At 47.9% G+C, this 23,848-nt stretch carries 21 protein-coding genes; 4 read left to right on the top strand and 17 right to left on the bottom strand.

The features are described 5' to 3' along the window. Positions 1-24: 24 nt before the first annotated feature. The 7 genes from BBD42_RS21450 to BBD42_RS21420 all read right to left on the bottom strand — a co-directional run bounded on the left by BBD42_RS21450 (position 25) and on the right by BBD42_RS21420 (position 7,592). On the bottom strand, positions 25-879 hold the full coding sequence (locus tag BBD42_RS21450) for a carbohydrate ABC transporter permease (RefSeq protein WP_099519806.1): 855 nt from the start codon (positions 877-879) through the stop codon (positions 25-27). Further along, entirely contained in the window at positions 863-1,777 is a 915-nt protein-coding gene (locus BBD42_RS21445) for a carbohydrate ABC transporter permease (protein ID WP_099519805.1), read from the bottom strand. Before BBD42_RS21445 ends, BBD42_RS21450 begins: the two co-directional genes overlap by 17 nt. Before the next feature lie 17 nt (positions 1,778-1,794). Beyond that, positions 1,795-2,487 carry a hypothetical protein gene (locus BBD42_RS21440; RefSeq protein ID WP_099519804.1) on the bottom strand — a complete coding sequence of 231 codons (693 nt, stop codon included), beginning with the start codon at positions 2,485-2,487 and terminating at the stop codon, positions 1,795-1,797. Positions 2,488-2,562: 75 nt separating this feature from the next. Further along, the gene (locus BBD42_RS21435; protein WP_099521741.1) at positions 2,563-3,855 is read right to left on the bottom strand and encodes an ABC transporter substrate-binding protein; all 1,293 of its coding nucleotides are present in this window, start codon (positions 3,853-3,855) and stop codon (positions 2,563-2,565) included. Between the two features lie 128 nt (positions 3,856-3,983). Further along, positions 3,984-4,757 (bottom strand): response regulator transcription factor, encoded by a 774-nt coding sequence (locus BBD42_RS21430; protein WP_099519803.1) that lies wholly within the window; start codon positions 4,755-4,757, stop codon positions 3,984-3,986. A gap of 19 nt (positions 4,758-4,776) precedes the next feature. Continuing rightward, positions 4,777-6,600, bottom strand: a complete 1,824-nt coding sequence (locus BBD42_RS21425) for a sensor histidine kinase (protein WP_172455581.1) — start codon at positions 6,598-6,600, stop codon at positions 4,777-4,779. 155 nt (positions 6,601-6,755) lie between these two features. Continuing rightward, on the bottom strand, positions 6,756-7,592 hold the full coding sequence (locus BBD42_RS21420; protein ID WP_099519801.1) for an AraC family transcriptional regulator: 837 nt from the start codon (positions 7,590-7,592) through the stop codon (positions 6,756-6,758). Positions 7,593-7,743: 151 nt separating this feature from the next. On the opposite strand from BBD42_RS21420, the gene BBD42_RS21415 reads away from it, so the two are divergent. Further along, the gene (locus BBD42_RS21415; RefSeq protein WP_237163189.1) at positions 7,744-8,838 is read left to right on the top strand and encodes a glycoside hydrolase family 88/105 protein; all 1,095 of its coding nucleotides are present in this window, start codon (positions 7,744-7,746) and stop codon (positions 8,836-8,838) included. Between the two features lie 106 nt (positions 8,839-8,944). Here BBD42_RS21415 and BBD42_RS21410 read toward each other — a convergent pair whose 3' ends face one another. The 6 genes from BBD42_RS21410 to BBD42_RS21390 form a co-directional block, all read right to left on the bottom strand. Continuing rightward, on the bottom strand, positions 8,945-10,786 hold the full coding sequence (locus BBD42_RS21410) for an ABC transporter ATP-binding protein (RefSeq protein ID WP_099519799.1): 1,842 nt from the start codon (positions 10,784-10,786) through the stop codon (positions 8,945-8,947). Beyond that, positions 10,770-12,524, bottom strand: a complete 1,755-nt coding sequence (locus BBD42_RS21405; RefSeq protein WP_237163188.1) for an ABC transporter ATP-binding protein — start codon at positions 12,522-12,524, stop codon at positions 10,770-10,772. Before BBD42_RS21405 ends, BBD42_RS21410 begins: the two co-directional genes overlap by 17 nt. Before the next feature lie 46 nt (positions 12,525-12,570). Beyond that, on the bottom strand, positions 12,571-12,939 hold the full coding sequence (locus BBD42_RS21400; RefSeq protein WP_237163187.1) for a hypothetical protein: 369 nt from the start codon (positions 12,937-12,939) through the stop codon (positions 12,571-12,573). A gap of 297 nt (positions 12,940-13,236) precedes the next feature. Next, positions 13,237-13,383: a hypothetical protein gene (locus BBD42_RS31845; RefSeq protein ID WP_172455580.1), complete on the bottom strand. Its 147-nt coding sequence runs from the start codon at positions 13,381-13,383 to the stop codon at positions 13,237-13,239. A 210-nt stretch (positions 13,384-13,593) separates the two neighbouring features. Beyond that, positions 13,594-14,154 carry a methylated-DNA--[protein]-cysteine S-methyltransferase gene (locus tag BBD42_RS21395; RefSeq protein ID WP_099519798.1) on the bottom strand — a complete coding sequence of 187 codons (561 nt, stop codon included), beginning with the start codon at positions 14,152-14,154 and terminating at the stop codon, positions 13,594-13,596. A 3-nt stretch (positions 14,155-14,157) separates the two neighbouring features. Next, complete coding sequence (locus BBD42_RS21390; protein WP_237163186.1) at positions 14,158-15,213, bottom strand: LLM class oxidoreductase; 1,056 nt, start codon at positions 15,211-15,213, stop codon at positions 14,158-14,160. A gap of 158 nt (positions 15,214-15,371) precedes the next feature. Between BBD42_RS21390 and pdxR the strand changes: the two genes are divergently transcribed. Beyond that, positions 15,372-16,805 (top strand): MocR-like pyridoxine biosynthesis transcription factor PdxR, encoded by a 1,434-nt coding sequence (gene pdxR, locus BBD42_RS21385; RefSeq protein WP_099519797.1) that lies wholly within the window; start codon positions 15,372-15,374, stop codon positions 16,803-16,805. A 135-nt stretch (positions 16,806-16,940) separates the two neighbouring features. Here the strand turns inward: pdxR and BBD42_RS21380 are convergent, their stop codons facing one another. From BBD42_RS21380 to BBD42_RS21370, 3 genes are all read right to left on the bottom strand, one after another. Continuing rightward, positions 16,941-17,183 (bottom strand): ferredoxin, encoded by a 243-nt coding sequence (locus BBD42_RS21380; protein ID WP_099519796.1) that lies wholly within the window; start codon positions 17,181-17,183, stop codon positions 16,941-16,943. Between the two features lie 29 nt (positions 17,184-17,212). After that, positions 17,213-18,427, bottom strand: a complete 1,215-nt coding sequence (locus BBD42_RS21375) for a cytochrome P450 family protein (RefSeq protein WP_099519795.1) — start codon at positions 18,425-18,427, stop codon at positions 17,213-17,215. Positions 18,428-18,684: 257 nt separating this feature from the next. Beyond that, positions 18,685-20,931, bottom strand: coding sequence for an MMPL family transporter (locus BBD42_RS21370; protein WP_099519794.1), 2,247 nt, complete (start codon positions 20,929-20,931; stop codon positions 18,685-18,687). Positions 20,932-21,147: 216 nt separating this feature from the next. Here BBD42_RS21370 and BBD42_RS21365 point away from each other — a divergent pair, with 216 nt between their 5' ends. Continuing rightward, positions 21,148-22,344, top strand: a complete 1,197-nt coding sequence (locus BBD42_RS21365; protein WP_172455579.1) for a sensor histidine kinase — start codon at positions 21,148-21,150, stop codon at positions 22,342-22,344. Further along, entirely contained in the window at positions 22,341-22,994 is a 654-nt protein-coding gene (locus BBD42_RS21360) for a response regulator (protein WP_099519792.1), read from the top strand. The genes BBD42_RS21365 and BBD42_RS21360 overlap by 4 nt, the downstream gene beginning before the upstream one ends. A 139-nt stretch (positions 22,995-23,133) precedes the next feature. On the opposite strand, the gene BBD42_RS21355 is transcribed toward BBD42_RS21360, so the two are convergent. After that, positions 23,134-23,838, bottom strand: coding sequence for a glycosyltransferase family 2 protein (locus BBD42_RS21355; protein ID WP_099519791.1), 705 nt, complete (start codon positions 23,836-23,838; stop codon positions 23,134-23,136). Positions 23,839-23,848 lie beyond the last annotated feature (10 nt).

Here is a 23,848-nt window from a genome sequence, read left to right as displayed (position 1 = left end):
TCATCCTCCCTTTCGAAGCTGCATTTATTCCTTCAAGCCCGTCATGGCCACCCCTTCAATAAAACGCCGCTGGGCCAGAAAAAATACGATTAACAGCGGTACCGTTGCCATTACGGTCGCACTCATTAAATAATGCCAGGATGTGCCGACCTCATCCGTAAATAGCGACAGGCCTAGCGGAAGGGTCATCAAATGACGCGAATTAATGAAAATAAGCGGGTCAAAAAACTCATTCCATACCGTTACGAATGTGAAAATCGTCAACGTCGCCAGTCCAGGCTTGGCAATTGGCAGCATAATTTGTGCATAAATCCGAAATCGGCTACAGCCGTCTATCATCGCTGCCTCTTCCAGCTCCGTCGGCACCGTAATGAAAAACTGCCGCATCACAAAAATTCCGAACACTCCACCTGCCCCAAAGATCGGCAGCAGGATAAGCGGCACATGCGTATCAATCCAATTAAGCTCACGCATGAACAGAAACATCGGAATCGCCGTTACCTCATGAGGAATCATCATCGCGCTGAGCAAAATCAAAAACACGATATTTCGGCCCTTGAACGGTATTTTTGCAAACGCATAGCCGGCCAATGAGGCAAAAAAAACGGTGCCTAGCACAACTACAAACGCAATATATACACTGTTGAAATAAAAGCGGTGGAACGGGATGAGCTGGAAGACATCGACATAGTTTTGCAGCCGGAACGCAGGCGGGATCAGCTTCGGCGGATAGGTGAAGATGTCCTGCGGCTCCTTGAAGGAGGTAGACAGCATCCATAAAAATGGCACGAGCATAATAAGCGAAATGAAGCTTAAAATGCTATAAACGCCCAGCAGCGCAAGCGGCCTGCTAAAGCCTGCATTAGGTGTCGCTTTCATTGAACACCCACCTTTTTCTGAGCTGCCATTGTAGCAGAGTTAACACAAGCACCACGAAGAACAGCACGAACGCCAGTGCTGATGCATATCCCATCTGAAACAATTTGAATGCTTTTTCCCAAATATAATACACCAGCACCTTCGTACTGCTGCTAGGCCCGCCTTGCGTCATGACATAAATTTGGCCAAATACCTTCAGAGAACCGATAATGGTCATAACGACGGTCAGAAATATAGTAGGCGTTATCATTGGCAGCGTTACATTAAAAAAGCTTTTGCCCTTGCCCGCACCATCTAGCATTGCGGCTTCATACAAGGAGCGTGGAACCTGCTGCATGGCAGCAATAAAAAGCACCATGTTCAAGCCTACATTTTTCAAAACGCTAGTTACAATAACCGATGGCATGGCCAGCTTCTCGTCGTACAACCACGCCGGCCCTCTAATATCGAGCAGCAGCAAAACCTGATTGATAAGCCCCGAATCCGTTGCGAACATATATTTCCAGACAATCGACCATACGATAAGAGAAGTCATGACGGGTACAAATATCGCTGTTCGGTACAGCCCAATCCCCTTGAAGCTTTTGGATAAAAGCAGCGCCAGCAGCAGAGCCAGCACAATATTAAACGGAACAAGGCCTACTGTAAAATAAAGAGTATTCCCTAACACTTTCCAAAATAAATGATCTGTCGCAATATTCCGATAATTATGAAGCCCGATAAAATGGCGTTCACCAAGCAGCGGCCAATCCATCAAACTCATAAAGAGTGCTTGCCCCATCGGAAACAGCAGCAGCAAAGTAAAACCGAGTACCATTGGGGAAACAAACAGCCAGCCTGCAATTTGCGCCTCCCGGACAAGCGGCCCTCTTCTTCGATTTTTGCCCACATCCTTCATTAAGGTAACACCGCCTTCTAGCTCAATCTATCCATTGCATTGCGGAACTCGCTGATCGTTCTCCGCAGCTGATCCTCCGTCTTCCCGACTACAATTGCCCCCAGCATAATCGCACTAACACCAGCATTGCGCAGCACCGCTACATCGCCCGGTACAAGCCGCCGCTGTGATGGAATAACAACCGGAAGTCCCGAATGCTCTACTAAATAGCGATATTTCATCACATCTGCAAAGCTGAGCGGCGTCCCATACTCGCTTCCCGGCACAATTGAAGCTTCCAGAGCGGTAAAGCCGAACTGCCCTGCGCTCTGTACAAGTGTGAGATCATAATGTTCATTGATTGCAAACGTTCGGTCAAGGCCCAGCTCCTCCAACAGAAGCGAGGGAAGATGATGGGCATAAATCGAATAGAAATCAAAGCCCAGCGGAGCCAATCTTTCCATGTCCGGTCTGGTCACGCCTTCAAGGCTACCAGCTGGCACAACACCGAATGGCCCGTCAAACTTTTCCCGAATGCTGTGAAATACCGCTTCATATTCGTCGAGTGAACCAAAGTGCGTGCCGCTAGCTCGATGACCCACATTGACATGCACCTTCAGTGCGTCAGCGCCCTCATCGAGCGCAGCTTGTGCCAGCGCCGCATCATTGCCGGGCAGGCTGATGAATAAAGATAGCTTATGCTTGTTGAACTGCTCCTTTAATTTTCCCAATTCACTCCACTCCCTTGAACTTTTTTGGCGAGGCGAGGTGGCCCGTCAGACGGACCGTCCCCCTTATACGGCTGCTTATTTCAAAATAGCGTCAACTTCCGTTTGCATTTTTGCCAAGTTTTCCTGCGTGCTGCCCGATCTGCCGAACAGGCGGTCGAACCCCTGCAGAACGGCGTTGTCGATGTCCTGCCAGCGAATATGCCCCGGAAGCATGCGGGCCTTCGGCATTTCGTCGATAACCGCCTGAGTAATATGCTCTGCTGGCGGGTTGTTCGGCTGATGCAGGAACGCATCCGATTGAAGCACTGAGGTGCGAGGCGGGACAAAATAAGTCGCTGTCGCCTCTATACCGGCCTGGCTAGCGAAATATTTCAGAAGCTTCTTCGCTTCCTCAGGGTGCTTGCTGTCCTTGAACAGCGTGTAGCCCGCCTGTCCAAGCATCGGCACACTGCCCTGCGAGCCGGACGGCATCGGCGCTATGCTCCACTCGAAGCTCGTAATCTCTCTTGCTTTCGATACATAGCTGTAGTTGTCGAAGAACATCCCAACGTTGCCCGCATCAAAGCTGACCTGCTCGCCAGCCTTCGGATGAGACTGGTCGGTGAACATCATGCGGCTCAGCATATCGAACGTTTCCAAGCCGTACTGGTCATTCCAGGTGAAAGCAGTTAAATCTGCGTTGAACGGTCCGCTGCCATTGGACCAGGAATAGGAGGATAAAATCGCCCATGTTTTCCAGTCGCGGAAAAAGTTCGCGCCGTAGATGCGGCTTTTCGCATCGCTGCTTGAGATCGCCTTGGCGGATTGCACGAATTGTTCCCATGTCCATTTGCCTTCTGATGCGAGCGTGTTTGGGTCTAATAATTTCGCTTGATCAAAAAGTGTCTTGTTATAAAACATAACAACTGGCGGCGTCGAGAAAGGCAAGCCGAGCAGCTGCTCGCCGTCGCGGAATAGGTCAAGGGTGCTTGGAATGTAATCGCCCAGCTTAAAGTCCGCGTCATTTTTAAATTCGGATACATCCGCCAATATGCCATTTGCCTTGAACTGGGGGATCATCCGCTCGGATACCCATGCGATGTCCGGCAGCGTCCTGCCGGCTGCCAGCACTGAAATTTTCTGCTGGTAATCAGCGAACGGCACGGATTCCATCACCACCTGAATACCCGGGTTCTCCTGTTTGAAGCCAGCAATGAGCTTGCTGTACACATCCATATGCCCCTGATTGCCCCACATTAAAAACGTTAATTCGATGTCCTCCTTCTGCTCCGTACCATTGTTTACAACGTTGCCAGAGTTCGTACTGCTGCAGCCGACAGCTATTGCAATCGGTAAAATGGATAGGAGTGCCCGACTCGATTTTTTCATAAAATCCCCCTTAGCAGCCATTAATTTGTATTTCCTACTTAAGTATAGCGGTGGCTATTGCCTTCCTTAAACCATGCAAATTGCAGAAATGGTGCGTTTTATTCCTCTATTTCCTTATCGTGTCTCCCCTAAAAGTTGGCGTCGGTAAATTGATCGCGATACTCGCCTGCTGTCTGACCTGTCTGCTGCTTGAATACAAGCATGAAATGCTTCGGGCTTTGATGTCCGGACAGCCGTGCCACATCATAGATTTTCAGCTGCGTATGCACCAGCAGCCACTTCGCCCTTTCCATGCGCACCTCCAATACATATTCCGAATAATTGACCCCCGTCTCGTTCTTGAACAGCTGGCTCAAATACGTCGCATTCAGGCTCACCTGGGATGCGACGGTTTGCAAGCGCAAATCCCCGTCGATATGCCGTTTTACATACTCCCTGATGTCGCGGATAATTTTGCGAGTATCACCGCCACTTCCCGTCTGTTCCAGATTTGCGGCTGTGGGCAGCGAAGTCGAAACGCCATACTTGCGATCCAGAAGCAGTTGGGCCTTTTGCATTGCAGCTACAAGCTCGTGCCGCTCAATCGGCTTCAGCAAATATTTGAACACGCCATATTCTATCGCCTTTTGCGCATAGACAAACTCCCCGTAGCCACTCAAAATAATAACGATCAGCTCCGGATACATTTGCTTCACCTTTCCCATCATCACCAGTCCGTCCATCTCTCTCATCCTGATGTCGGTGATCATGACATCAGGCATGTCAGCCTTTAAATAAGCGATTGCCTCGCTGCCGTTCGCAGCCTCTCCCGTTACCTCAAACGAATGGACCGACTGATGGATCAGTTCCCGCAAGCCCTGGCGTATAACCGTTTCATCCTCTACGAGTAAAACCTTATACATGCTTCCCAGCCCCTGTCTCTTAGAGTGGAATCGTAATCGTAACCGCGAAGCCCTGTCCCGGGCTCCCATCCACTGTAAGGCTGCCGCCCTTGTCATACATAAGCACGATGCGTTGGAATATGTTGCTTAGCCCCAACTCATCGCGACCACTGAGCTGCAGCGGCTGATTGGCCGGATGCTTGCCTATCGTCTCATTTAGCTTTTCAATTTCCATTTCACTCATTCCTTTGCCATTGTCACGAACCGTAATAAGCAGCTCATCCTCGAAACGCAGGGCAGAAATCCAGATTGTGCCCCCCTCTTCTCGATCATCTATGCCATGATAGACTGCGTTCTCAACCAACGGCTGCAAAATAAGCTTCGGTATAAGGCAGTCCTTCACCTCATCTTCCATTTCGTACAGTACCTGCAGCTTGCCACCATATCGGACCTGTTGAATGCGCACATAGGAATCTACAAACTGGATTTCCTCCCAAAGTTGAATCCGTCTGTCCACCTTATCAATGGTGTATCGAAGCAGCTTGCCGAGGGCGGTCACCATATCAGACACCTCAGCATGCTTGCACTGAATGGCCATCATATTAATTGACTCCAGCGTATTATAAATAAAATGCGGATTGATTTGGCTTTGAAGAGCAGACAGCTCCGCTTCCTTCTCCCGCATGCCAAGTACAAATACCTCATGAAAGAGACGATTGATTTCCTCCATCATATTGTTGAAGCCTCGTCCAAGCAGACCAAACTCATCATTGCTTAGCATCGTTACCCGTTTATTGAAATTCCCCTGCTCAGCTCGGGCCATCGCCTTCTTCAGCTCAATAAGCGGCTTTGTTATACGATAGGAGAGCAGCACCGCCAGCCCTGTAACCATTCCGACGCAAACGGCTGCAAACCATAGCGTAAAAGTCATCATTTCATGCGACTCCTTCTGGATAACGGCGATCGGCGTCAAGCTGATTACGGACAAGCCTGTATAGGAGGAATGATGCTGCACGAATAAATACTCGCGGCTGCCGAGCTTTTTCTTTTGCCTATTCCTCATTTCCTGCAGCTGACCATCTTCTAACAGCTCGCCATAGGCGGAAACGCCACCCTCCTCCACTCGCTCGAATATGAATCGCTGCCTTTCATCGACGATCAAAAGGCTTGCCTCCCGCTCAAAATTCAGGTTCGATAAAATATGGCCGAACGCCTCCACCTTGACGTCAATAATCATGTAACCTAATCGCACTAGCGTTTTAGGCTCTCTAATCACTCTTGCGACTGATATGTAGGACTCCGAGCTTGGGCTGCTGTAATAGGACGGTTCATGAGGCGGGATGATTGTCCATTCCCCATCGGATTGATTCAGCTCTGAAAACCATGAATCCCGCCTGCTATCCCATACCGCATCGGCCGACATCGCATCTACATTCGAAAATAAAATGCCGCTGTTGCTGATTAGATGAATGCCGCGAATTTCAGGTCGGTTATATGCTTGCCCAGATGTATACAGCTTCATTTTCAAATAATCGTCGGATAGCGCCCAAGTCCCCGAGCCCATCGGCCCGTTGTATTTCGCCAGAATGGACAACACCATCTGATCATACAACGGCATAAGCGATAATCGTTCCAGGTCTTTCAGCATCCGATCAAGATTGGTGTTGATCTGCTGAACAATGTCGATTGTAAATTGCTCCGTCTTGTGATTAACCGTTGCTAAGAAATGACGGTACGTCACCATACCTTGCAGGCTTAAAGGCAGCAAAATAAGCACGGTGAATAGGAGCAGCAGCTTGGTGCGCAAATTGCTTTCATTCAGATGACCCTTGAACCACTGATGCAAGAATGTCAAGCTTATCAAGCTTGTGTGCCCCCTGTCGTGAATGAATAGGTCCTCCATTTCTTATTTGAAGTTTATATTATAATGGGAGGCAAATGAATCCTACCCCGTACCATTCGGAAAAGGTATGGAATGTTTAGCAATAAAAAAAACCATGCCTGTTGGACATGGTTTAGTCACTTCCCCTTTCTATAAAATAATGGCTTATGGCCCGTCGTTAACTTGAACACTCGGCCAAAATGCGTCACGCTTCCGAAGCCTACCTTCCTTGCAATCAGGTTGACCTTCATCGACGATTGCTCCAACAGCTTCTTCGCCTCCTTGATCCTGACGCTGTTCAAATACTCTACAAATGTAAAACCCGTCGCTTCTTTAAAAAAACGGCTTAAATAATAGGGGCTGACATAAAATTTCTCTGCTAGCAGATGAAGCGAAAGATCCTGCATATAATGGCTGTTAATATAGCGAACAACCTCCGAAATTCTTTCATGCATCGGGCTTGGCGATTCTATCGGCTCTATGCTGTTTTGTTTGACATGCCGGCAGCAAACGAGGAGCAGCTGCAGAACCAACGTCTGCGCATACATCTCGAAGCCCGCCTTCTTATCCTGAATTTCCTCGATAATACGGCCTGATAGGGACTCGATGGATAGCCTGTCCTGCAAAGAGCATTTAATGATCATGTACTCCTGCTCAAACAGCGGCTGCAAAGTGTTCATATAGGAACCATTAGCCGCGGCCATCTCTTGCTCATGAATATTAATAATGAGCCGCTCATGCTGGGGCGTTTCCGTATTGGTAGTCCGGTGCAAAATATTAGGAGAGATAATAATAACATCCCCTTCATTGATCACCATCGTCCTGTCCTTAATGAAAAATTCCCGTTTGCCAGACATTAAATAAAAGATTTCATACGTACCGTGAAAATGGCTGGCAGGCATATTGTGGCTTAACGCCCTCCGGTGGGACACCAAAAAAGTACCGTCCCTATTTTCAAATTGAAAATCTCCCATCCAAAGCTCCGCCTCTCTTCTCAGTCTGTCATTTTATTATACGCTTCTGCTTATTTCCTGCAAGATATAAGAAGAATGAAGGCATTTTCGCAAAAAATGTACATTTTCCTCTGCTAAAATAGGCTTAATACGAGAAGGAGGAATGAACCCCATGCAAGAAACCCTTTCCCCCATTCAATGGGCAGAGAAGGCCTGCGAGGCGTTAATGGCCAAATTTGAGCCGGAATTGCTTCCGCCGGACCGTTTTCATTATCATCAGGGCGTATTTCTGTCGGGCATGGAGAAATGCTGGCAGCAAACGAAAAAGGACAAATACAGCGAATATATTAAGCGGTGGGTAGACAGCCAAATTCTCACCGATGGCAGCATAAAGAAGCACAAGCCAGATGAACTGGATGACATTCAGCCCGGTGTCCTTCTCTTTAGATTGTATGAGCAAACGGGCGACGAACGGTATAAAAAAGCTTTACACAACCTCGTTCCCCTATTAAAATCTTGGAAAACAAATCCGTCGGGCGGCTTCTGGCACAAGGAGCATTACCCGAATCAAATGTGGCTGGACGGATTATATATGGCGGGCCCGATTGCCGTGCAGTTTGGCCAAACATTCGGCGAAAGCGACTATTTTGATCAAATGACCTTCCAAGCGCTATTGATGGCAAAGCATACCAAGGACCCGAAAACCGGTTTGCTGTATCACGGATGGGATGAAACGAAGGAAGCGGCTTGGGCCGATCCGGTTACAGGGCTAGCGCCAGAGTTCTGGGGCCGGGCAATCGGCTGGTACCCTGTCGCTCTGCTGGAAATGTTCGAATACTTGCCTGAAGACCATAAGGATAAAGCAGCGCTAGTCAGTATCCTACAGGACCTGCTCATCGCGCTGACTAACTTCCAAGATGCCGCGACTGGTTTATGGTATCAGGTTGTCGACAAACCCGACGAGCCGGATAATTGGCTGGAAAATTCCTGCACGGCCCTGTTCGTTCATGCCATTGCCAAAGCGGTGCGATTCGGCTATCTCGATGCCAAGTATTTGCAATATGCTTGGAAGGGCTATCAGGGCGTAATTGATACGCTCAAGCTCGATGAGAATGGCAACGTCATCATCGGCCACATTTGCATCGGGACAGGAATTGGCAACTACGCCCACTATATCGCCCGCCCTACTAGTGAAAACGATCTGCATGGCGCAGGCGCTTTTATCCTCATGTGTGTGGAAATGAGCCTTGCCGAAAAGAAAGCGTAATTATGCGAAAAGCTGGAGCCCTGCTATGGGCTCCAGCTTTTTGTTGGAAGAAGTTATTCGGAATTAGGTGAAGTTTAATGAATTCGGAGTAATAGGGTGAAATCCATTATTCGCCTGAGGCAGCGGGGACGGCCGCTTGGTTCTTCCCACCTTGCGAATGGCGATACAGCTCTTCGTAGAATCCTTTGTTTTCCAGCAGCTCCAAATGCGATCCCGCTTCAACAATGGCTCCATGCCGCAGCACGATAATTCGATCAGCCTGCATAATTGTCGATAAACGATGCGCGATGACGATTGTCGTGCGACCGGCGGACACGACTTGCAGCGCCTGTTGAATGAGCTGCTCCGTGTGGGAATCCAGATTCGCGGTCGCTTCGTCCAAAATAAGAATTTTCGGCTGGAAGACGAGGATTCGCGCGAAGGACAGCAGCTGCCGCTCGCCCGCTGACAGCCCACTGCCGCGTTCGGACAATCTCGTGTCGTAGCCGTCCTTCATCCGTTTGACGAGTTGGTCGGCACCTACGAATTCGCATGCGCGAACGACAGCTTCACGGGAGATGGCCTCATCGAACATCCGGACATTATCGATGATGGTGCCCGCATAAAGATAAGGTTCTTGTTGAACTAGACCGACGATCCGGTGCAGGTCGGCCTGCTTTAAATCTCGAATATCGTTGCCGTCGATGAGAATGCTGCCCTCCTGCACGTCATAGAACCGGCAAAGCAAACTCATCAGCGAGCTTTTGCCTGCGCCCGTCGTCCCGACGAAGCCAATCATCTCTCCCGGACGTATATGAAGGTCGAGTCCGCTGAATATCGGTGAAACGCCCTCATAACCAAACGTAATCTGATTAAAATCGAGGCGTCCCTCTACCGACTCCCTATCGATTTGAAGCGGATTAGGACGATCTACGATTTCCGGCTCGGTATCGAGCACGCCCCAAATCCGGTTCACGGCGACCGTAGCTGACTGGAGCGTGTTCCACTGCTGGGTGATCGCATTAATCGGCTGGAAAAATTGGCGAATATACGTAATGAACGCATATAGAACGCCGAATTCAAGTGCTTGGCCTAGTACCGCTTTGCCGCCGATCCAGATAATGAAAGCAATTGTAAGATTGCTGAGCAAATCAAACGACCGATTAAATAAAACCATCGTGCGTATTTCACGAATATTAGCTTTAAAATAGGCCTCATTCCGTACATTGAATTGCTCGGCCTGCGCTTTTTGCTGATGGAAAACTTGAATGAGGTTCATGCCCGATAAATTCTCGGTTACGAACGCCACGAGACGGGACAAGCGGGTCCGCGCCAGCTGATACGTTTTTCGCATGTAAGAGCGGAATGCGATCGCAATAAAAGCGGTAATCGGGAGCAGCACCAGACAATAAACGCCGAGTGTTGCATCAAGCTGAAACAACATGATCAGGATGAAGAGCAGTGTGAGGCCGTCGCGCAGCAGCGTAAGCAGCACTTGATTGAAAAATTGGTTTACAGCTTCCGTATCGCTGGAAATATGCGTAATGAGATTGCCGCTGGGCATCTTGTCAAAATAGGACAAGGACAGCTTCGTCATATGTTCGAATAGCTGCTTTCGTATTCGGGCCACGATGCTTTGCCCGGCATGTTGGAGCAAATTGTTTTGAAGATAACTAAACAACAATTCTGATGCCGCCAGTCCAAAATAGATCAAGCAGATGACCAGAATGCTGCTGTATTCCTTGTTCCCGGCCATTAGATTGTCGTCAATCGCAACCTTGATCAAGTATGGCTGGAACAGCTCCGACATAATGGCAATTATCGTGCATAATACGACCAGCGCAAAGGTGAACCGATGCGGTCCCACATAGGATTTAATAATGCCAAAGGCTGATCGATATTGGGGTTTCGGTTTCTTAGCTAGGTCCATCTTCTGATCCGTCTGCTTATGGTTATTGCCCTGCGGCATGCCGGCTTCCCTCCTCTTGGATGGCATGAAGCTCGGCGTACTGCCCCGGCTGCGCGAGCAGTTCCTCGTGCTTGCCACGCTGAACAATCCTGCCCTCGTCCATGACGATGATTAGATCAGCATGCTTCAAGGCGCTGATTCGATGGGCTATAATAATAGTCGTCTTATTACGGCGCACTTCCTGGATCGTCTTCACAATCTCGGTTTCGGTTACCGCATCGACGGCACTGACGCTGTCATCGAGAATCATAAGCGGAGCCTGCTTCATCAGGCTTCGTGCGAGACTCGTTCGCTGGCGCTGTCCCCCAGACAAAGTGATTCCCTTCTCCCCAAGCTTCGTCTCGAAGCCATCGGGGAACTCGATGATATTGTCGTAAATACGCGCCTGCTTGGCTGCCGTTTCAATCTCGTCCTGCCCGGCTTCGCGTTTGGCAAAGGCGATATTCTCGCCAATCGTCGTGCTGAACAAAAATCCGTCCTGCGGCACATAAGCGATCTGGCCGCGCAAGCTTTCCAGCTTAATGCCGCGGATACTCGTACCGCCGATCTCAATCGCCCCTTGCGGCGCTTCATATGTCCGCAGCAGCAGCTTGACAAGCGTTGTCTTGCCGCTGCCTGTTCGCCCTACAATGCCGAGCGTCGTACCGGGTTCGATGACTAGATCGATATGCCGTAAAGCAGGCGTTGACGCATCAGGATACGTGAAGGACAAACCTTGCAAATGTATGGCACTTTGTTCGAGCTCAATCGGCACCGCATTTTCTGCCTCGACGATGTCTGGCTGTACGGCGACTAATTCATTTAGACGCTGCAAGGATGCGCGTGAGCGCTGCAGCGTATTAATCACGTTGCCGATCTGCTGCAACGGATTCATCAACATTCGGATGTACATAGTAAGCGCGACGAAATCGCCTAAAGTGATTTTATCCGTAAGGGTCAGGTAACCGCCAAGCGCGAGCGCCATAATCAAGGACATAGATCCGAGGAATGGCACAAGCGCCTGAAAAAGCGAGGATATCCTTACGAGCGACAGCTGATTATCGCGGATGCGGTCGACATCCGAACCAAACCGATCAATCATGATCTGCTCGACTGCAAACTTCTTCGTCACGCGTATACCGCTGATCTGCTCCTCAGCTGATTCCGTCATCGTGCCGAGCGCCTCCTGCACATGCAGAGAACGCTTGCGAATGACCGGGCCAAAACGCATCACGATCCAAGGAATCAAAAACAATGGCCCGACAGAAGCAGCGATGAGGTAAAACGGAATATCGCTCAGTATCATTGCGCCAATACAGGACAATAATAGCATCGAAGCCATCGCGAGCTGGTTAATCCCCATGGAAAGCGATTCCCTTACGCCGGTAACATCATTCATAAAGTAATTCAGCATCTTGCCTACGCCATTTTTAGAATAATAGTGCTCGCTTAGCTCTGAGAAGTGCTTATACAGCCGGCGACGAGTGATATAGTCGAACAATCGGCCAACATACATGACAAGATATTGACCATACCCTCCGAGAAGCGCATAACCCATGCCGATCACCAGCAGGAGCAGGCTGTAACGCACGATATCGTGCTGGACCAAATCTCCTGTCTGCAGCCGGTCTGTAAAGTCGCCTAGCAATTTCGGAAAGTAGGCATAGATGATGCTGGCGATTGCATGCAGCGCAATCGAAGAAATATACATGCACCATGTTGCAGCGAAGTAGGGTTTTAATATGCCGTTCGGTTTCAAGTCGAAACATCACCTCCATTTTTATAGCGGCTCCATGGCCCCAAAATTAACTGTTTTCGATTGGAGGATTAGCTTCATCGTCCCCATCGTTATTGTCGCCGCTTGATTTCTCTTCAGTAATGGGAGAATCATGGGTTAGGTCATAAAGCTGAAACACATGGATAAATTCTTGGATGATCGTGTCTGTCGCTTTTAACTCGCCGCTAATAACCTGCTTAATCGACTCAAACTCCGGCTCGTCTAATTGCCGCTGCAACGTCGACCGCTTCACATTAAGCGATTCCAGAAAAGCGAGAGCCCTGCCACGGCGAAACGTCTGCGCTTGCACCCCGTGCTTATGATGATGCCCATGCCCCCGGTGTTCCCCATGTTCTCCATGACCACGTTTGTCTTTATGTCTATGTCCATCACGCATTTCAATTTCCCCTTTCGGATCCATGTATACATTCGTATACAATGTTGTTGTGTATACAAATGTATACGATGCCTGATTGTCTGTCAAGGGTTGCTTTGGTCCAAAAGATTTATGTTCAATCTTCCCTTCCTTTGCACAAAGCTGCCCTTCTCAAATTCAAATTCGTTGATTGTAGCGTTGTCCCGGCTCCTGCTGCTGAATTCGTACAACAAATTGCCACTCAGCCTTGATCATGCGATCATTTGGCTTATTTCGTTAAAATAAAAAAAGCCGCAAAATGCGGCTTTTCAAGCAGATCTATGATCGTCCCAACAGCTGTTTAGCGTACTCTAACCCTTTGGCAATATCAAGTGAAGGTACGTATTCCAGCCCCATATAGCTTGAATAACCTGCAAGGCTCAGGTCTTGAAACACGTTGGCATATTGAATTTCGCCAAGCTGCATCTCATGCCGTCCTGGACAGCTCGCAGCGTGAATATGTCCGATTTGGGGAGATTGTCCTTCATTGCATTAATCAAGTTTCCTTCCGTTATCTGTTGGTGGTATCTATTTTATTCAATATGTTCTTTTGATGATCAACTGAAAACGATTGTATAGCCAATTTCCGTACTCCTGCTTCATTTGACATCGTTCCATCTCTTCGTTTCGCTCCCCTTAAAAATCAAATCGAGCATGCCCCAAAACCGTGTAATCAAAATAACCTTCTAATCGAAGCAGCTTTTCTTTCGCCTGCAAGCCTCCACTGTACCCCGTCAATGTGCCGTTCTTCCCGATAACACGGTGACAGGGAATGACAATAGGAATCGGATTAGCCCCGTTGGCGCTTCCCACTGCGCGTGTGGCTTGGGGATTATTTATCATCTTCGCAATATCAAAATAACTGCGGATTTGCCCATATGGAATTTTCATCAATGCTGTCCAAACAGAAATCTGAAAAGTAGTCCCCTGTAAATCAAGAGGAATCTCAAATGACGTGCTTTCCCCCTCACAATAGGACTGCAGCTGCTCCAGATAGGGAGAAAGCCTGCTCTGATGTTCAATCAGCTTCGCATTAGGAAACTTCTTGCCCATCCACTGCTTCAGGTTCATATGGGTGTCATCTGGCAACGCGATGAAACATAACCCTAGCTCGGTCGCCGCTACCTGCAGCGGCATACCATTAAACAAGGGATGGGTAAATGTTGTCCAGTAAATTTCCGTTTGAGCCCCCTTCATCCTCTACCACCCGGTAAACAGCGGCTTCGGCCCAGCATGCGTAGGGAAAAGCGGCAATACTTCCTCTGCCAGCTCCTGAATGACTTCGGCAGGCGGCCGGCTCGAAAATTGGATGCCGAGCGCAGCATGATTGACCCCAATTGCCTGCCATTCCTCCAAAAGCTGGATCAGGCCTGCCCGCCCTGTACGCAATATGTATCCGCCACGAAGCGGCGTTCGAGGATAATTAACATCTTCCACAAGATCAATCCATTCGTTGGTCATATGCGGCTTGAAAATCCCGCCAGGGATTTTTTCCCGCCAAGCATTGATCTTTCGTCCTAGCATTCGGGGACCTGTCTCATTTGCAGTAGCCTCGGGATAAGTGAGCCAGCCGTCACTGTGCTCTGCAATCCAATCTGAAGACTGCCTGCTTGAACCCGTCACGATAAGCGGAATACTGCCAGCTGCAGGCTTAGGCAGCAATTCAAGCCCTCCCATTCTACCAAGCGAAGATTGAATTTCAGGACTACTCTGATGAATCAATTCACGAAAAAACGCCACCGTCTCCCGAAAACGCACATCACGATGATCCGCATCTAGTCCATAAGCTGGAAACTCCGCGGGGCGATCACCGGAAGCAATCCCTAGCACAAGCCGTCCGCCAGAAAGCACATCTATGGATGCAGCAGCCTTGGCCAAATCAATCGGATGGCGAAGCGTGAAGATCGCGCTTCCTGTTACCAAGGATATGTTTTTTGTCTTTGCCGCTAGATAGGCCATATAAACGAATGGGTCGAATACTTGCCCAGCATCCCGGAAACCGGGATCAAATAGCGGAACATCCCGCACCCAGACGGCTGCAAAATTATTTTGGTCAATCTTTTCAACTAGATCAGCTTGGCCCTGTAAAACATCCATCCGACCTGTATAAAATTTTAGCGGCAAAAATAATCCGATTGTCAATTTGTCAGGGGCAAACATCCGGCGGAAGCCCGGGTGATCATGAAAGGCCTCCATCACCAACGTTGACTGGTGGCCTGTATCTATTTTTTCATTAGATCTTATTGGTTTGTTCAATTCATTCTCCTCCTCAAGCGATCGTGTTCCTGTCATCTGGCATTCATCCAAATTCGACTGACTGGAAGTGATATAATTGTATTAAGCAATTGACCCCATAATAAGTGACAAAACTAAACTAGATTTTAGGGTCAGTTAACATTGCAAGGAGGATATGAATGATCGATTTGACAGTATTGTTGAACAGAGAGTCTGGAGAGGCGTTATACTCCCAGCTTTATCAATATATTAAGCAAGAAATTTTGGGCGGAAAGCTGGCCGCTGAGACACGGCTGCCTTCTATTCGGTCGCTGGCTGCCCACCTCCATATTAGCCGCAATACGGTGGATTTGGCCTATCAACAGCTGTTAGCCGAAGGATATGTTCAAAGCAGGCCAAGGAGCGGCTTATATGTTATTGATTTGGAGCTGGAGTCGCTGCCTTTGTCGCATCAAATGAATAAGAAAGGGTTGAAAAATAAAGCACAGGCGAGCTCGGCGATCCGATATGATTTTCGCTATGGCGATGTTGATGCTGCGCATTTTCCGTTTGCCGCTTGGCGAAAGCTAGCCAATTTAAGCCTGCATCAGGATCAACTGGACTTGTGTTCATATGGCGATCCGCTCGGAGAACCTGGACTTCGAGAAGAAATCGCCAAATATTTGCACGGCTCCAGGGGAGTAAATTGTACACCTGAACAAATGATGATTGGCGCTGGTGTACAGTATCTGCTCGGCGTGTTATCCCGCTTATTAAGTGGCGCGAACAATGGCAGCGAAATGGCAATGGAAGAGCCGGGATATGACGGGGTACGGACGATTTTTGCGCATCATGGTTTTCATATCCACCCTATTCCGCTGGAAACGGATGGGCTCAATATACAGAAGCTTTATGAAAGCAAATCCCGCATCGTGTACATGACTCCGTCACACCAGTTCCCCTATGGAATGGTCATGCCGCTCCCCAAAAGAATGCAATTGCTGAAATGGGCAGCCGATCAGATAGGGATCATTATTGAGGACGATTACGATAGTGAGTTCAGGTATGTCGGCAAACCGATACCGTCCCTGCAGAGCCTCGATACCCATGATCGCACGGTTTATTTAGGGACATTTTCTAAATGCCTGCTCCCTTCCCTGCGCATCGCCTATATGGTTCTGCCTCAGAAGCTAATCGAGCTGCACGCTGAGCAGGACTATCGATTATACGACCAGACCGTATCACGTTTTCACCAGAAAACGTTGGAGCTGTTTATGAAAAATGGGCATTGGGAAGCCCACATTCGCCGGATGCGCAATGTATATCGAGAGAAGCAATTCACGCTGATTTCCATGCTTCAGCAGCTGATGGGCGCTCAAGTAACCATAATCGGCCAGGATGCCGGACTTCATATTTTATTGCGTGTGCATAATGGTATGGATGAACAACAATTGATTGCCACTGCGGAGGAAGAAAGCGTCAGAGTCTACCCTGTATCTCTTTTTTGGGCACAGCGGGCTGATGCAGAGAAATCCATGGTTCAGATCGGTTTCGGCGGTTTGAGCAAGGAGGATATAACAGAGGGGGTTCGTGCGCTATACCGCGCTTGGTTTGAAAAACGCCGCGACGAATGAATGAATGACAACTGAAAATGAAAAGCCATAACCGGAAAATTCACCGGCTATGGCCCCTCCAAATGGTTTTGCCCTTATTGTATTACGCTTCGGCTTCTCCGAGATGAATGCTATTGTGAGTTCAGTTCTCCATAATTAGCTTAATGAGAATGGTTTATCCGCAGCTTTGATTGAATCGGTCGGACAGCCATCCTGCGCATCCTGAAAATCATTCATGAGCTCGTCATCTTCGATTGCAGTAACACCGCGATTTCCGTCTCCACCGTAGAACACTTCAGCAAGCCCATCCCCGTCATAATCAAAAATATCTGGGGCCGCAGCCCCGCAAGCGCCACAAGCTATGCATGTCTCTTTATCCACCCATGTGTATATGGCCATGCCCAGTCCTCCTTTCTTAATTGGCTAATTTAAAACACGAGCGGAATTTCTTTCAAGCCGCGAATAATGATGCCATGACGCCAATTCAGTGACTCGCGATTTGTTTTCAATCTCAGTTCAGGCATACGCCGAAGCAATGTGCTAATGGCAATTTCCCCTTCTAATCTTGCCAAAGGAGCACCCATGCAGAAATGAATCCCTTTGCCAAAAGCAAGATGGTCGTTCACTTTTCGAGTAATGTCGAACGTATTGGGATCCGTAAAATGATTGTCATCTCGATTCGCCGAAGCTAGCGCAACAAACACCATTTCCCCCTTGCGGATCTGCTTGCCTTGAAGCTCGACGTCTTCCGTTGCCAATCTCATATTGTTGACCTCAACGGGCCCGTCATAGCGCAAAATTTCTTCTATCGCCGCATGGATCAGCTCAGGCTCGTTTTTCAGCATCTCCAGCTGCTCAGGATGCTCCAATAAGGACAGCATGCCATTGCCGATTAAATTCACCGTCGTTTCATGGCCCGCAATGATAAGCACGAATATCATCGCATACAGCTCATGCTCGCTAAGCATATCCCCATCCTCCTCGACACGAATGAGGTCGCTGATTAAATCCTGCTTGAGATCGCTTCGTCTTCTAGCAATTAAGTGCTGCAAATAATCGATGAATGCAATCAACGCTTGCTCGCTGCGTTCGGCATGCTTCGGATTATTAAATCCTTCCATGATGGCACTCGACCAATCACTGAACTTATCCTGATCTTCAATCGGAACTCCTAGCATTTCGCAAATCACTTTGATGGGCAAAGGGAATGCAAAATCCTCAATCAAATTCATTTCTCCCTTTGCCTGAGCTTGATCAAGAAGATCATTGGTCAGCTCTTCAATACGCCCCCTAAGCTGATCCACCATTTTTGGCGTAAAGGCTTTTTGCACCAAACGCCTGAGCCTGCGGTGATCGGTTGCATCCACATTGCTTAGATTTCGGGAAATAATCTCCACATGGGACGGAAGCTCTGCTCCTTCCTCTACCGGATGGTTGGTCACAAAGCGCGAGTCGCTTAATACCGCTGCAACGTCCTCATAAGCCGTAACAAGCCACGCGTAGTGACCACTGGGCAAAAGAAAACGGGATACTGATTCTTGCTCGCGTACCTCTGCATAAATGGGATGCGGATTCCGAATAAACGCTTCGTTCAAATAATCGATTTTTGACTGGGCGGGTTCCTTATGCTGGTTTGTTGTCATGGGGAGTCTCCTTAGGCAATTAGAATTTATTTACAATTCAATTTTATACTATACGTTCATTTTATTTCAATGATTCTTTGGCACTAATGCAATTACTCCTTTAAATAAGGATAATTAAACTATACTATTAGTTCATTTTTTCAAGGAGCTTAAAAAATGATAATGGGGACTAAAAAAGATGACCCCCTGTTCAGAAGTTCAAACTAGGAATCACCTTTTATTAGCTGCCTACTATTTTAAAACCTATATCCGCAAAATTATTGACGGGGCAATAGCTTTAAATGGTCAGATTTTGGACGGGCCGAACTTTCCTTCATTTTCAATTCCTCCATTACGGACTCGCCTTCAATGTCCAGGTTCGGAAGCATACGGTCAAGCCATTTAGGCAGATACCAAGCGGATTTCCCCAATATAGTCATGACTGCTGGCACAAGCAGCATCCGAACAACAAATGCATCGAACAAAATTCCGAAGGCCAGAGCGAAACCCATAGACTTGACGATGGCTTCCTCAGATAGCATAAATCCCATAAATACAGAGATCATGATCAGGCCGGCAGCCGTAACAACTGCACCGCTGTGTTTAATGCCAGCTAGAACTGCACTGCGGGCATTCCCCGTATGCTTGTACTCCTCACGCATTCGACTAAGCAGGAATACTTCATAGTCCATAGCTAGTCCAAACAAGATGCCCACTACAATAATAGGCAGAAAGTTCAGGATCGGACCCGCAGCATGGAAGCCGAAAAACTGGCCCATATGTCCATCTTGGACGACATACACAACGAAACCAAGAGTTGCAAGCAGAGAAAGAACAAAACCTAAAACCGCTTTAATCGGAACAAGCAGGGATCGGAACACGACCATAAGCAGAAGGAAGGCTAGTCCAACAACGACAATGCCGAATTTGGGCAATGCATCATTCAGCTTTTGTGAGATATCAATGTTAACCGCTGTACTGCCTGTCACCAAAACCTCAACGTTGTATTTTTTCTGAATGTCCGGAGCTTGGTTGCGAATCTGTTGAACCAGCTCCTGCGTTTCAATATCATGTGCTCCGGTAGAAGGAACGACGCTAATCAATGCTACTTTTCCAGATGGGCCTGTTAGGGCAGGGCCAATGGTAGCGATATTCGGGAATTTTTTCAACAGCTCCGACACTTGCGCCAATTTTTCTGATGCTTGTTTCTGGTCATCCGTCTTCACCAAAATGACAAGCGGACTGTGATACCCTGCGCCGTACCCCTCAGAAAGCAAGTCATAAGCGCGGCGTTCCGTCTTTTCGGTCGATTTCTGTGCGTCATCCGGCAAACCGAGATTTAAGTGAGCGAATGGCATGGCGAGCACGCCCAGCAGAGCAACACCAGCAATGACAATAATCCATGGGCGCCCCGTTACAAATTTGCCCCAGCGGCTTTCATTGTTTGCAGATTCGGATTCGGGTTCGGATTTGGATTTGGACTTGCCGCCAAACACCTTGAACAAACGATTTTGTCTTTTGGGTCCCACCCGTTCTCCTAGTAGTCCAAGCAATGCCGGCATGATTACAATTGCAGTCAGAACAGCCGTGAGAACACATAACGCGCCAGCTATTCCCATCGCAGTGAGGAACGGCACCTGTGCTACTGCGAGTCCTGCAAGTCCGATAATAACGGTTACTCCAGCGAATACAACAGAGCTTCCGGCTGTCGCATTCGCGATGGCAACCGACTCATTAACTCCGTACCCCTCAGCAAGCTGTTGGCGATATCTAGAGACAATAAAGAGCGCATAATCAATCCCTACTGCCAAGCCGAGCATCGCTGCCAGCGATAAGGAGCTAGATGACATATCCATAACATTGGAACCGAGTAAAACAGCCACCAAACCTATAATCAGTCCGATAATCGCTGTTACAATAGGTAAAATTCCAGTCAGAAAAGAAGCAAACGTAATGGACAAAATAATGAAAGCGACTAAAATACCGAGAGCCTCTGTTGAACCGCCAGTTTCCATCTTCACATAGCCTGAACCGGTTAGCTCGGCCTGCCAGCCTGAATCGCGCATCGATTGTGCAACATGAACGACTCGCTCCTTCGATTCCGCAGATACATCGTCGCCAGACACTTTATAAGTAATCGTTGCATACCCAATTTTATCGTCTGCACTTTGCGAGTTATTTTCATAAGGACTTACAATCGATTTTACTTGTGTGTCTTTTGCAACTTCATTCAAATGATTGTTTATGAACTGTTGTGCTGATTTCGAAGACAAGCTTTCCTCATCAGGTGCTTTGAAAACCATTTGAATTTGGCCGCCGTCTTCTTTAGGCGATGGAAATTCCTTGGCTAGAAGTTCTAATGCCTCCTGGGATTTGAGCCCCGGGATAGATGAACCTTCGCTAAAGGCGGGTCCAATTGATAATGCCATTGCCGCTGCAACGATTAGAACGAGCAAACCTCCAACCATCACTTTGATCCGGTTTCTAACCGACCATAAACCTAATCGATATAAATATTTTGCCATAAAAATCTCCACTCCCATCAGTGCGTCTGCGTTTCTGTGTCCATTGTATGATTTCGGCAATACAGCAGCATCGTCCAAACGGGAAACAAGAAAAATGCACCATCGGGCGATTATACGCATGCAAGAAAAGGCACAATGTACGAAAGTACATGTACGTTCGTACATTTCCAGATCGCGCACAAGTTCTTTATAATAGGGATAAGGAGGGTTCGCCAAGTGAAGGAAAAGAGAGAAAAACTGATTTTAACCAATGAGCTGCTTGCTTCCAGACTGCCGGTATTCATATGGATATCGACCGTTTATGCAGCCACTATAATATTGCAATTTTTCAAGGAGCCGCTGATCTTGGAAAGTTCCGTTTTCACAGGCCTTTTTACGGTTCATGCCTTGCTGCACTGGAACTCATACCGAATGACGAACAAGCACTTCTGGTTTTATTTTTCTGCGCAAGGCATTTTGATTTATTTGTGCGCCATTCTGATGCCTGACGGTTACCAAGCGGTTCTGATCGGGCTCCTTCCGATTCTGATTGCCCAAAGTCTGGGCTTCTCCTATCAGTTAAAAAGAGTCGGCTTCGTTGTCCTGATCAGTATTGTTTTGTTTTTCGATTCTGCCCTGACCTTAAGCAATACGCACGATCTTATCCTCTTCTTGCCTATATTCGTTCTCATGCTGATTATTGTTTTGGCCTATGCGCTATTGTTCTATCAGCAAGTTCATGAGCGCCTCAGAACCCAAAGTTTCTTGTTTGATCTTAAAGAAGCTCATACGAAGGTCGAGGAATTAACACTGTCCAATGAACGCCAGCGAATGGCAAGAGATTTGCATGACACTTTGGCACAGGGTGTAGCAGGATTAATTATGCGCTTGGAGGCCGCAGATGCTTATATGGTTCAGGGCAATACGGACCGTACTCATGAAATTATTAAGCAGTCTATGGTTCAGGCTCGCAGAACGTTGGCGGAGGCCCGCTTAGCTATCGACAATCTTCGGGCTAAATCTGCATCCGAAATTGATTTGAAGGAAGCGATCCACAATGAAGTACAGCATTTCAAAGACGCCACGGGCATTATGGTATTCACCCATTTCAAGCTCAACAAGCATTTGTCCAGGACGTTAATGGAGCATACCCAGCATATCGTTAAGGAATGTCTCACGAATATCGCCAAACATGCCCGGGCTGACCAAGTATGGGTAAATTTGTCCGACCAACACGGCCAGCTATTAATGGAAATCAGAGACAATGGCATTGGATTCAATCCAGAAACCATCGGCACAGAAGTCGGGCATTACGGCTTGCTGGGTATCCAGGAACGAGTACGGTTAATCGGAGGAAAGATGGAAATACACAGTAACTCAGAGGGTACGAGCCTTCAAATTGAGACGACATTTTTGGAAGGAGACGCCAGATGACCCCCTACAAAATCCTAATTGTTGATGATCATTTTGTTGTCCGGGAAGGCTTAAAGTTGATCCTTGAGACGAGCGAGCAGTTTCAAGTTGTTGGTGAAGCAAGAAACGGCGAAGAAGCGATAAGCCTCATCGACGAGGTTGTTCCTGATGTCATTCTGATGGATTTGAATATGCCCGTCATGAGTGGTTTGGAAGCTATGAAAGTACTGAAAAGCAGGAACTGCCCTGTACCGGTTATCATTTTAACAACCTATAATGAAGACGAATTGATGATTAACGGCTTGGCTTTAGGCGCAAAAGGCTATCTTCTAAAAGATACTGATCGAGACAATTTATTTCGCAATATCGAATCTGCCGTGAGGGGAGAAACCCTGCTTTCAGCCGATATTATGGCGAGGGTCCTCGCTGCCCGCGAGCATCAGGTCCCCGCTGCCGCTCCCCAAAGCGAGGAGCCGCTGCTGACCGAGAAGGAAACTTATATTCTCCAATGTGTGGCCCGGGGATACAAAAGCAAAGAAATTGCATATGACGTCGGCATTTCCGAACGTACGGTTAAAGCACATCTAACTAATATTTATAACAAATTGGGTGTTGATTCGAGATCACAGGCGGTTATGACTGCTTTGGAGCGCGGCATTTTGCAAATTTAAATGTTAGATATGCGACATAAGATAAGCCATTAATTCCTTTCAAAAATAGGAAGAGACCGCCAAGAGGCCGCCGTAATGACCGGCGGCCTCTCCTTTCGTTATTTGTTATGGTCAATCGCTTGCTTGTCCTCCAATAAGATCACCCCTTAATTCGGTACAGATTGCCTCTTTTTTTAAGCCAACCAATGACAATGGCATCCATGAATCCTACGCAGGCACAAGCCAACACACCGTATTTCGATACTCCACGCTGTCTTTCATGATGGGTTACCGACACTTCAATGACGGAGAAGCCGTTCATTTTAGCCATTGTCGGCAAAAAACGGTGCATGCCATTGTATAGATAAAAACTATCCGCAACCTCGCGGGTAAAGAGCTTCATCGGACAAGCTGTATCATAAATCGAATCCCCCGTGATCCAATTGCGCACTCCATTTCCGATACGCGAAGCCATTTTTTTAACCCTTGCATCTTTATATTTCACCCGTTTTCCGTTTACAAAATCTATCCGCTCGATGAATGGCATCAGCCTGAAAATATCCCGAGGGTCTGTCTGCAGGTCTGAATCCATTAGCGCAATCAGCTCGCCCTTGGAGTTTTTCAATCCGGCCCATATCGCAGCCGTTTGCCCGTAGTTTTTATCAAAATGGATGACCTTTACGGCTTGATCCATCTGGGCGATTTCATCCAGAAGTACCGCACTTCGATCTCTGCTTCCGTCATTCACCAATACGATTTCATAGCTATCAATCCTTCCTTTCAAAGCATCCGTAATACTTAAATAAAGATCATGTATATTTTCCTCTTCGTTATAAACAGGCGCGACCACTGAAAGCCGAGTCATAAGAACCCTC

Origin of the sequence: Paenibacillus sp. BIHB 4019, from assembly GCF_002741035.1 — a bacterium.
In the GTDB taxonomy this organism is placed as follows: Bacteria; Bacillota; Bacilli; order Paenibacillales; family Paenibacillaceae; genus Pristimantibacillus.
The sequence above is the reverse complement of the archived record's forward strand: the minus strand, read 5'-3'. Positions and strand labels throughout refer to the sequence as shown.

Bases quoted from the DNA above. Each gene is read 5' to 3' on its own strand.
- BBD42_RS21375 (WP_099519795.1), bottom strand. From the start codon at position 18,427: ATGACAACAAACCAGCATAAGGAACCCGCCCAGTCAAAAATCGATTAT.
- BBD42_RS21435 (WP_099521741.1), bottom strand. From the start codon at position 3,855: ATGAAAAAATCGAGTCGGGCACTCCTATCCATTTTACCGATTGCAATA.
- BBD42_RS31845 (WP_172455580.1), bottom strand. From the start codon at position 13,383: ATGCAGCTTGGCGAAATTCAATATGCCAACGTGTTTCAAGACCTGAGC.
- BBD42_RS21450 (WP_099519806.1), bottom strand. From the start codon at position 879: ATGAAAGCGACACCTAATGCAGGCTTTAGCAGGCCGCTTGCGCTGCTG.
- pdxR (WP_099519797.1), top strand. From the start codon at position 15,372: ATGATCGATTTGACAGTATTGTTGAACAGAGAGTCTGGAGAGGCGTTA.
- BBD42_RS21400 (WP_237163187.1), bottom strand. From the start codon at position 12,939: ATGCGTGATGGACATAGACATAAAGACAAACGTGGTCATGGAGAACAT.
- BBD42_RS21410 (WP_099519799.1), bottom strand. From the start codon at position 10,786: ATGCCGCAGGGCAATAACCATAAGCAGACGGATCAGAAGATGGACCTA.
- BBD42_RS21370 (WP_099519794.1), bottom strand. From the start codon at position 20,931: ATGGCAAAATATTTATATCGATTAGGTTTATGGTCGGTTAGAAACCGG.
- BBD42_RS21420 (WP_099519801.1), bottom strand. From the start codon at position 7,592: ATGGGAGATTTTCAATTTGAAAATAGGGACGGTACTTTTTTGGTGTCC.
- BBD42_RS21430 (WP_099519803.1), bottom strand. From the start codon at position 4,757: ATGTATAAGGTTTTACTCGTAGAGGATGAAACGGTTATACGCCAGGGC.
- BBD42_RS21360 (WP_099519792.1), top strand. From the start codon at position 22,341: ATGACCCCCTACAAAATCCTAATTGTTGATGATCATTTTGTTGTCCGG.
- BBD42_RS21445 (WP_099519805.1), bottom strand. From the start codon at position 1,777: ATGAAGGATGTGGGCAAAAATCGAAGAAGAGGGCCGCTTGTCCGGGAG.
- BBD42_RS21380 (WP_099519796.1), bottom strand. From the start codon at position 17,183: ATGGCCATATACACATGGGTGGATAAAGAGACATGCATAGCTTGTGGC.
- BBD42_RS21395 (WP_099519798.1), bottom strand. From the start codon at position 14,154: ATGAAGGGGGCTCAAACGGAAATTTACTGGACAACATTTACCCATCCC.
- BBD42_RS21355 (WP_099519791.1), bottom strand. From the start codon at position 23,838: ATGACTCGGCTTTCAGTGGTCGCGCCTGTTTATAACGAAGAGGAAAAT.
- BBD42_RS21415 (WP_237163189.1), top strand. From the start codon at position 7,744: ATGCAAGAAACCCTTTCCCCCATTCAATGGGCAGAGAAGGCCTGCGAG.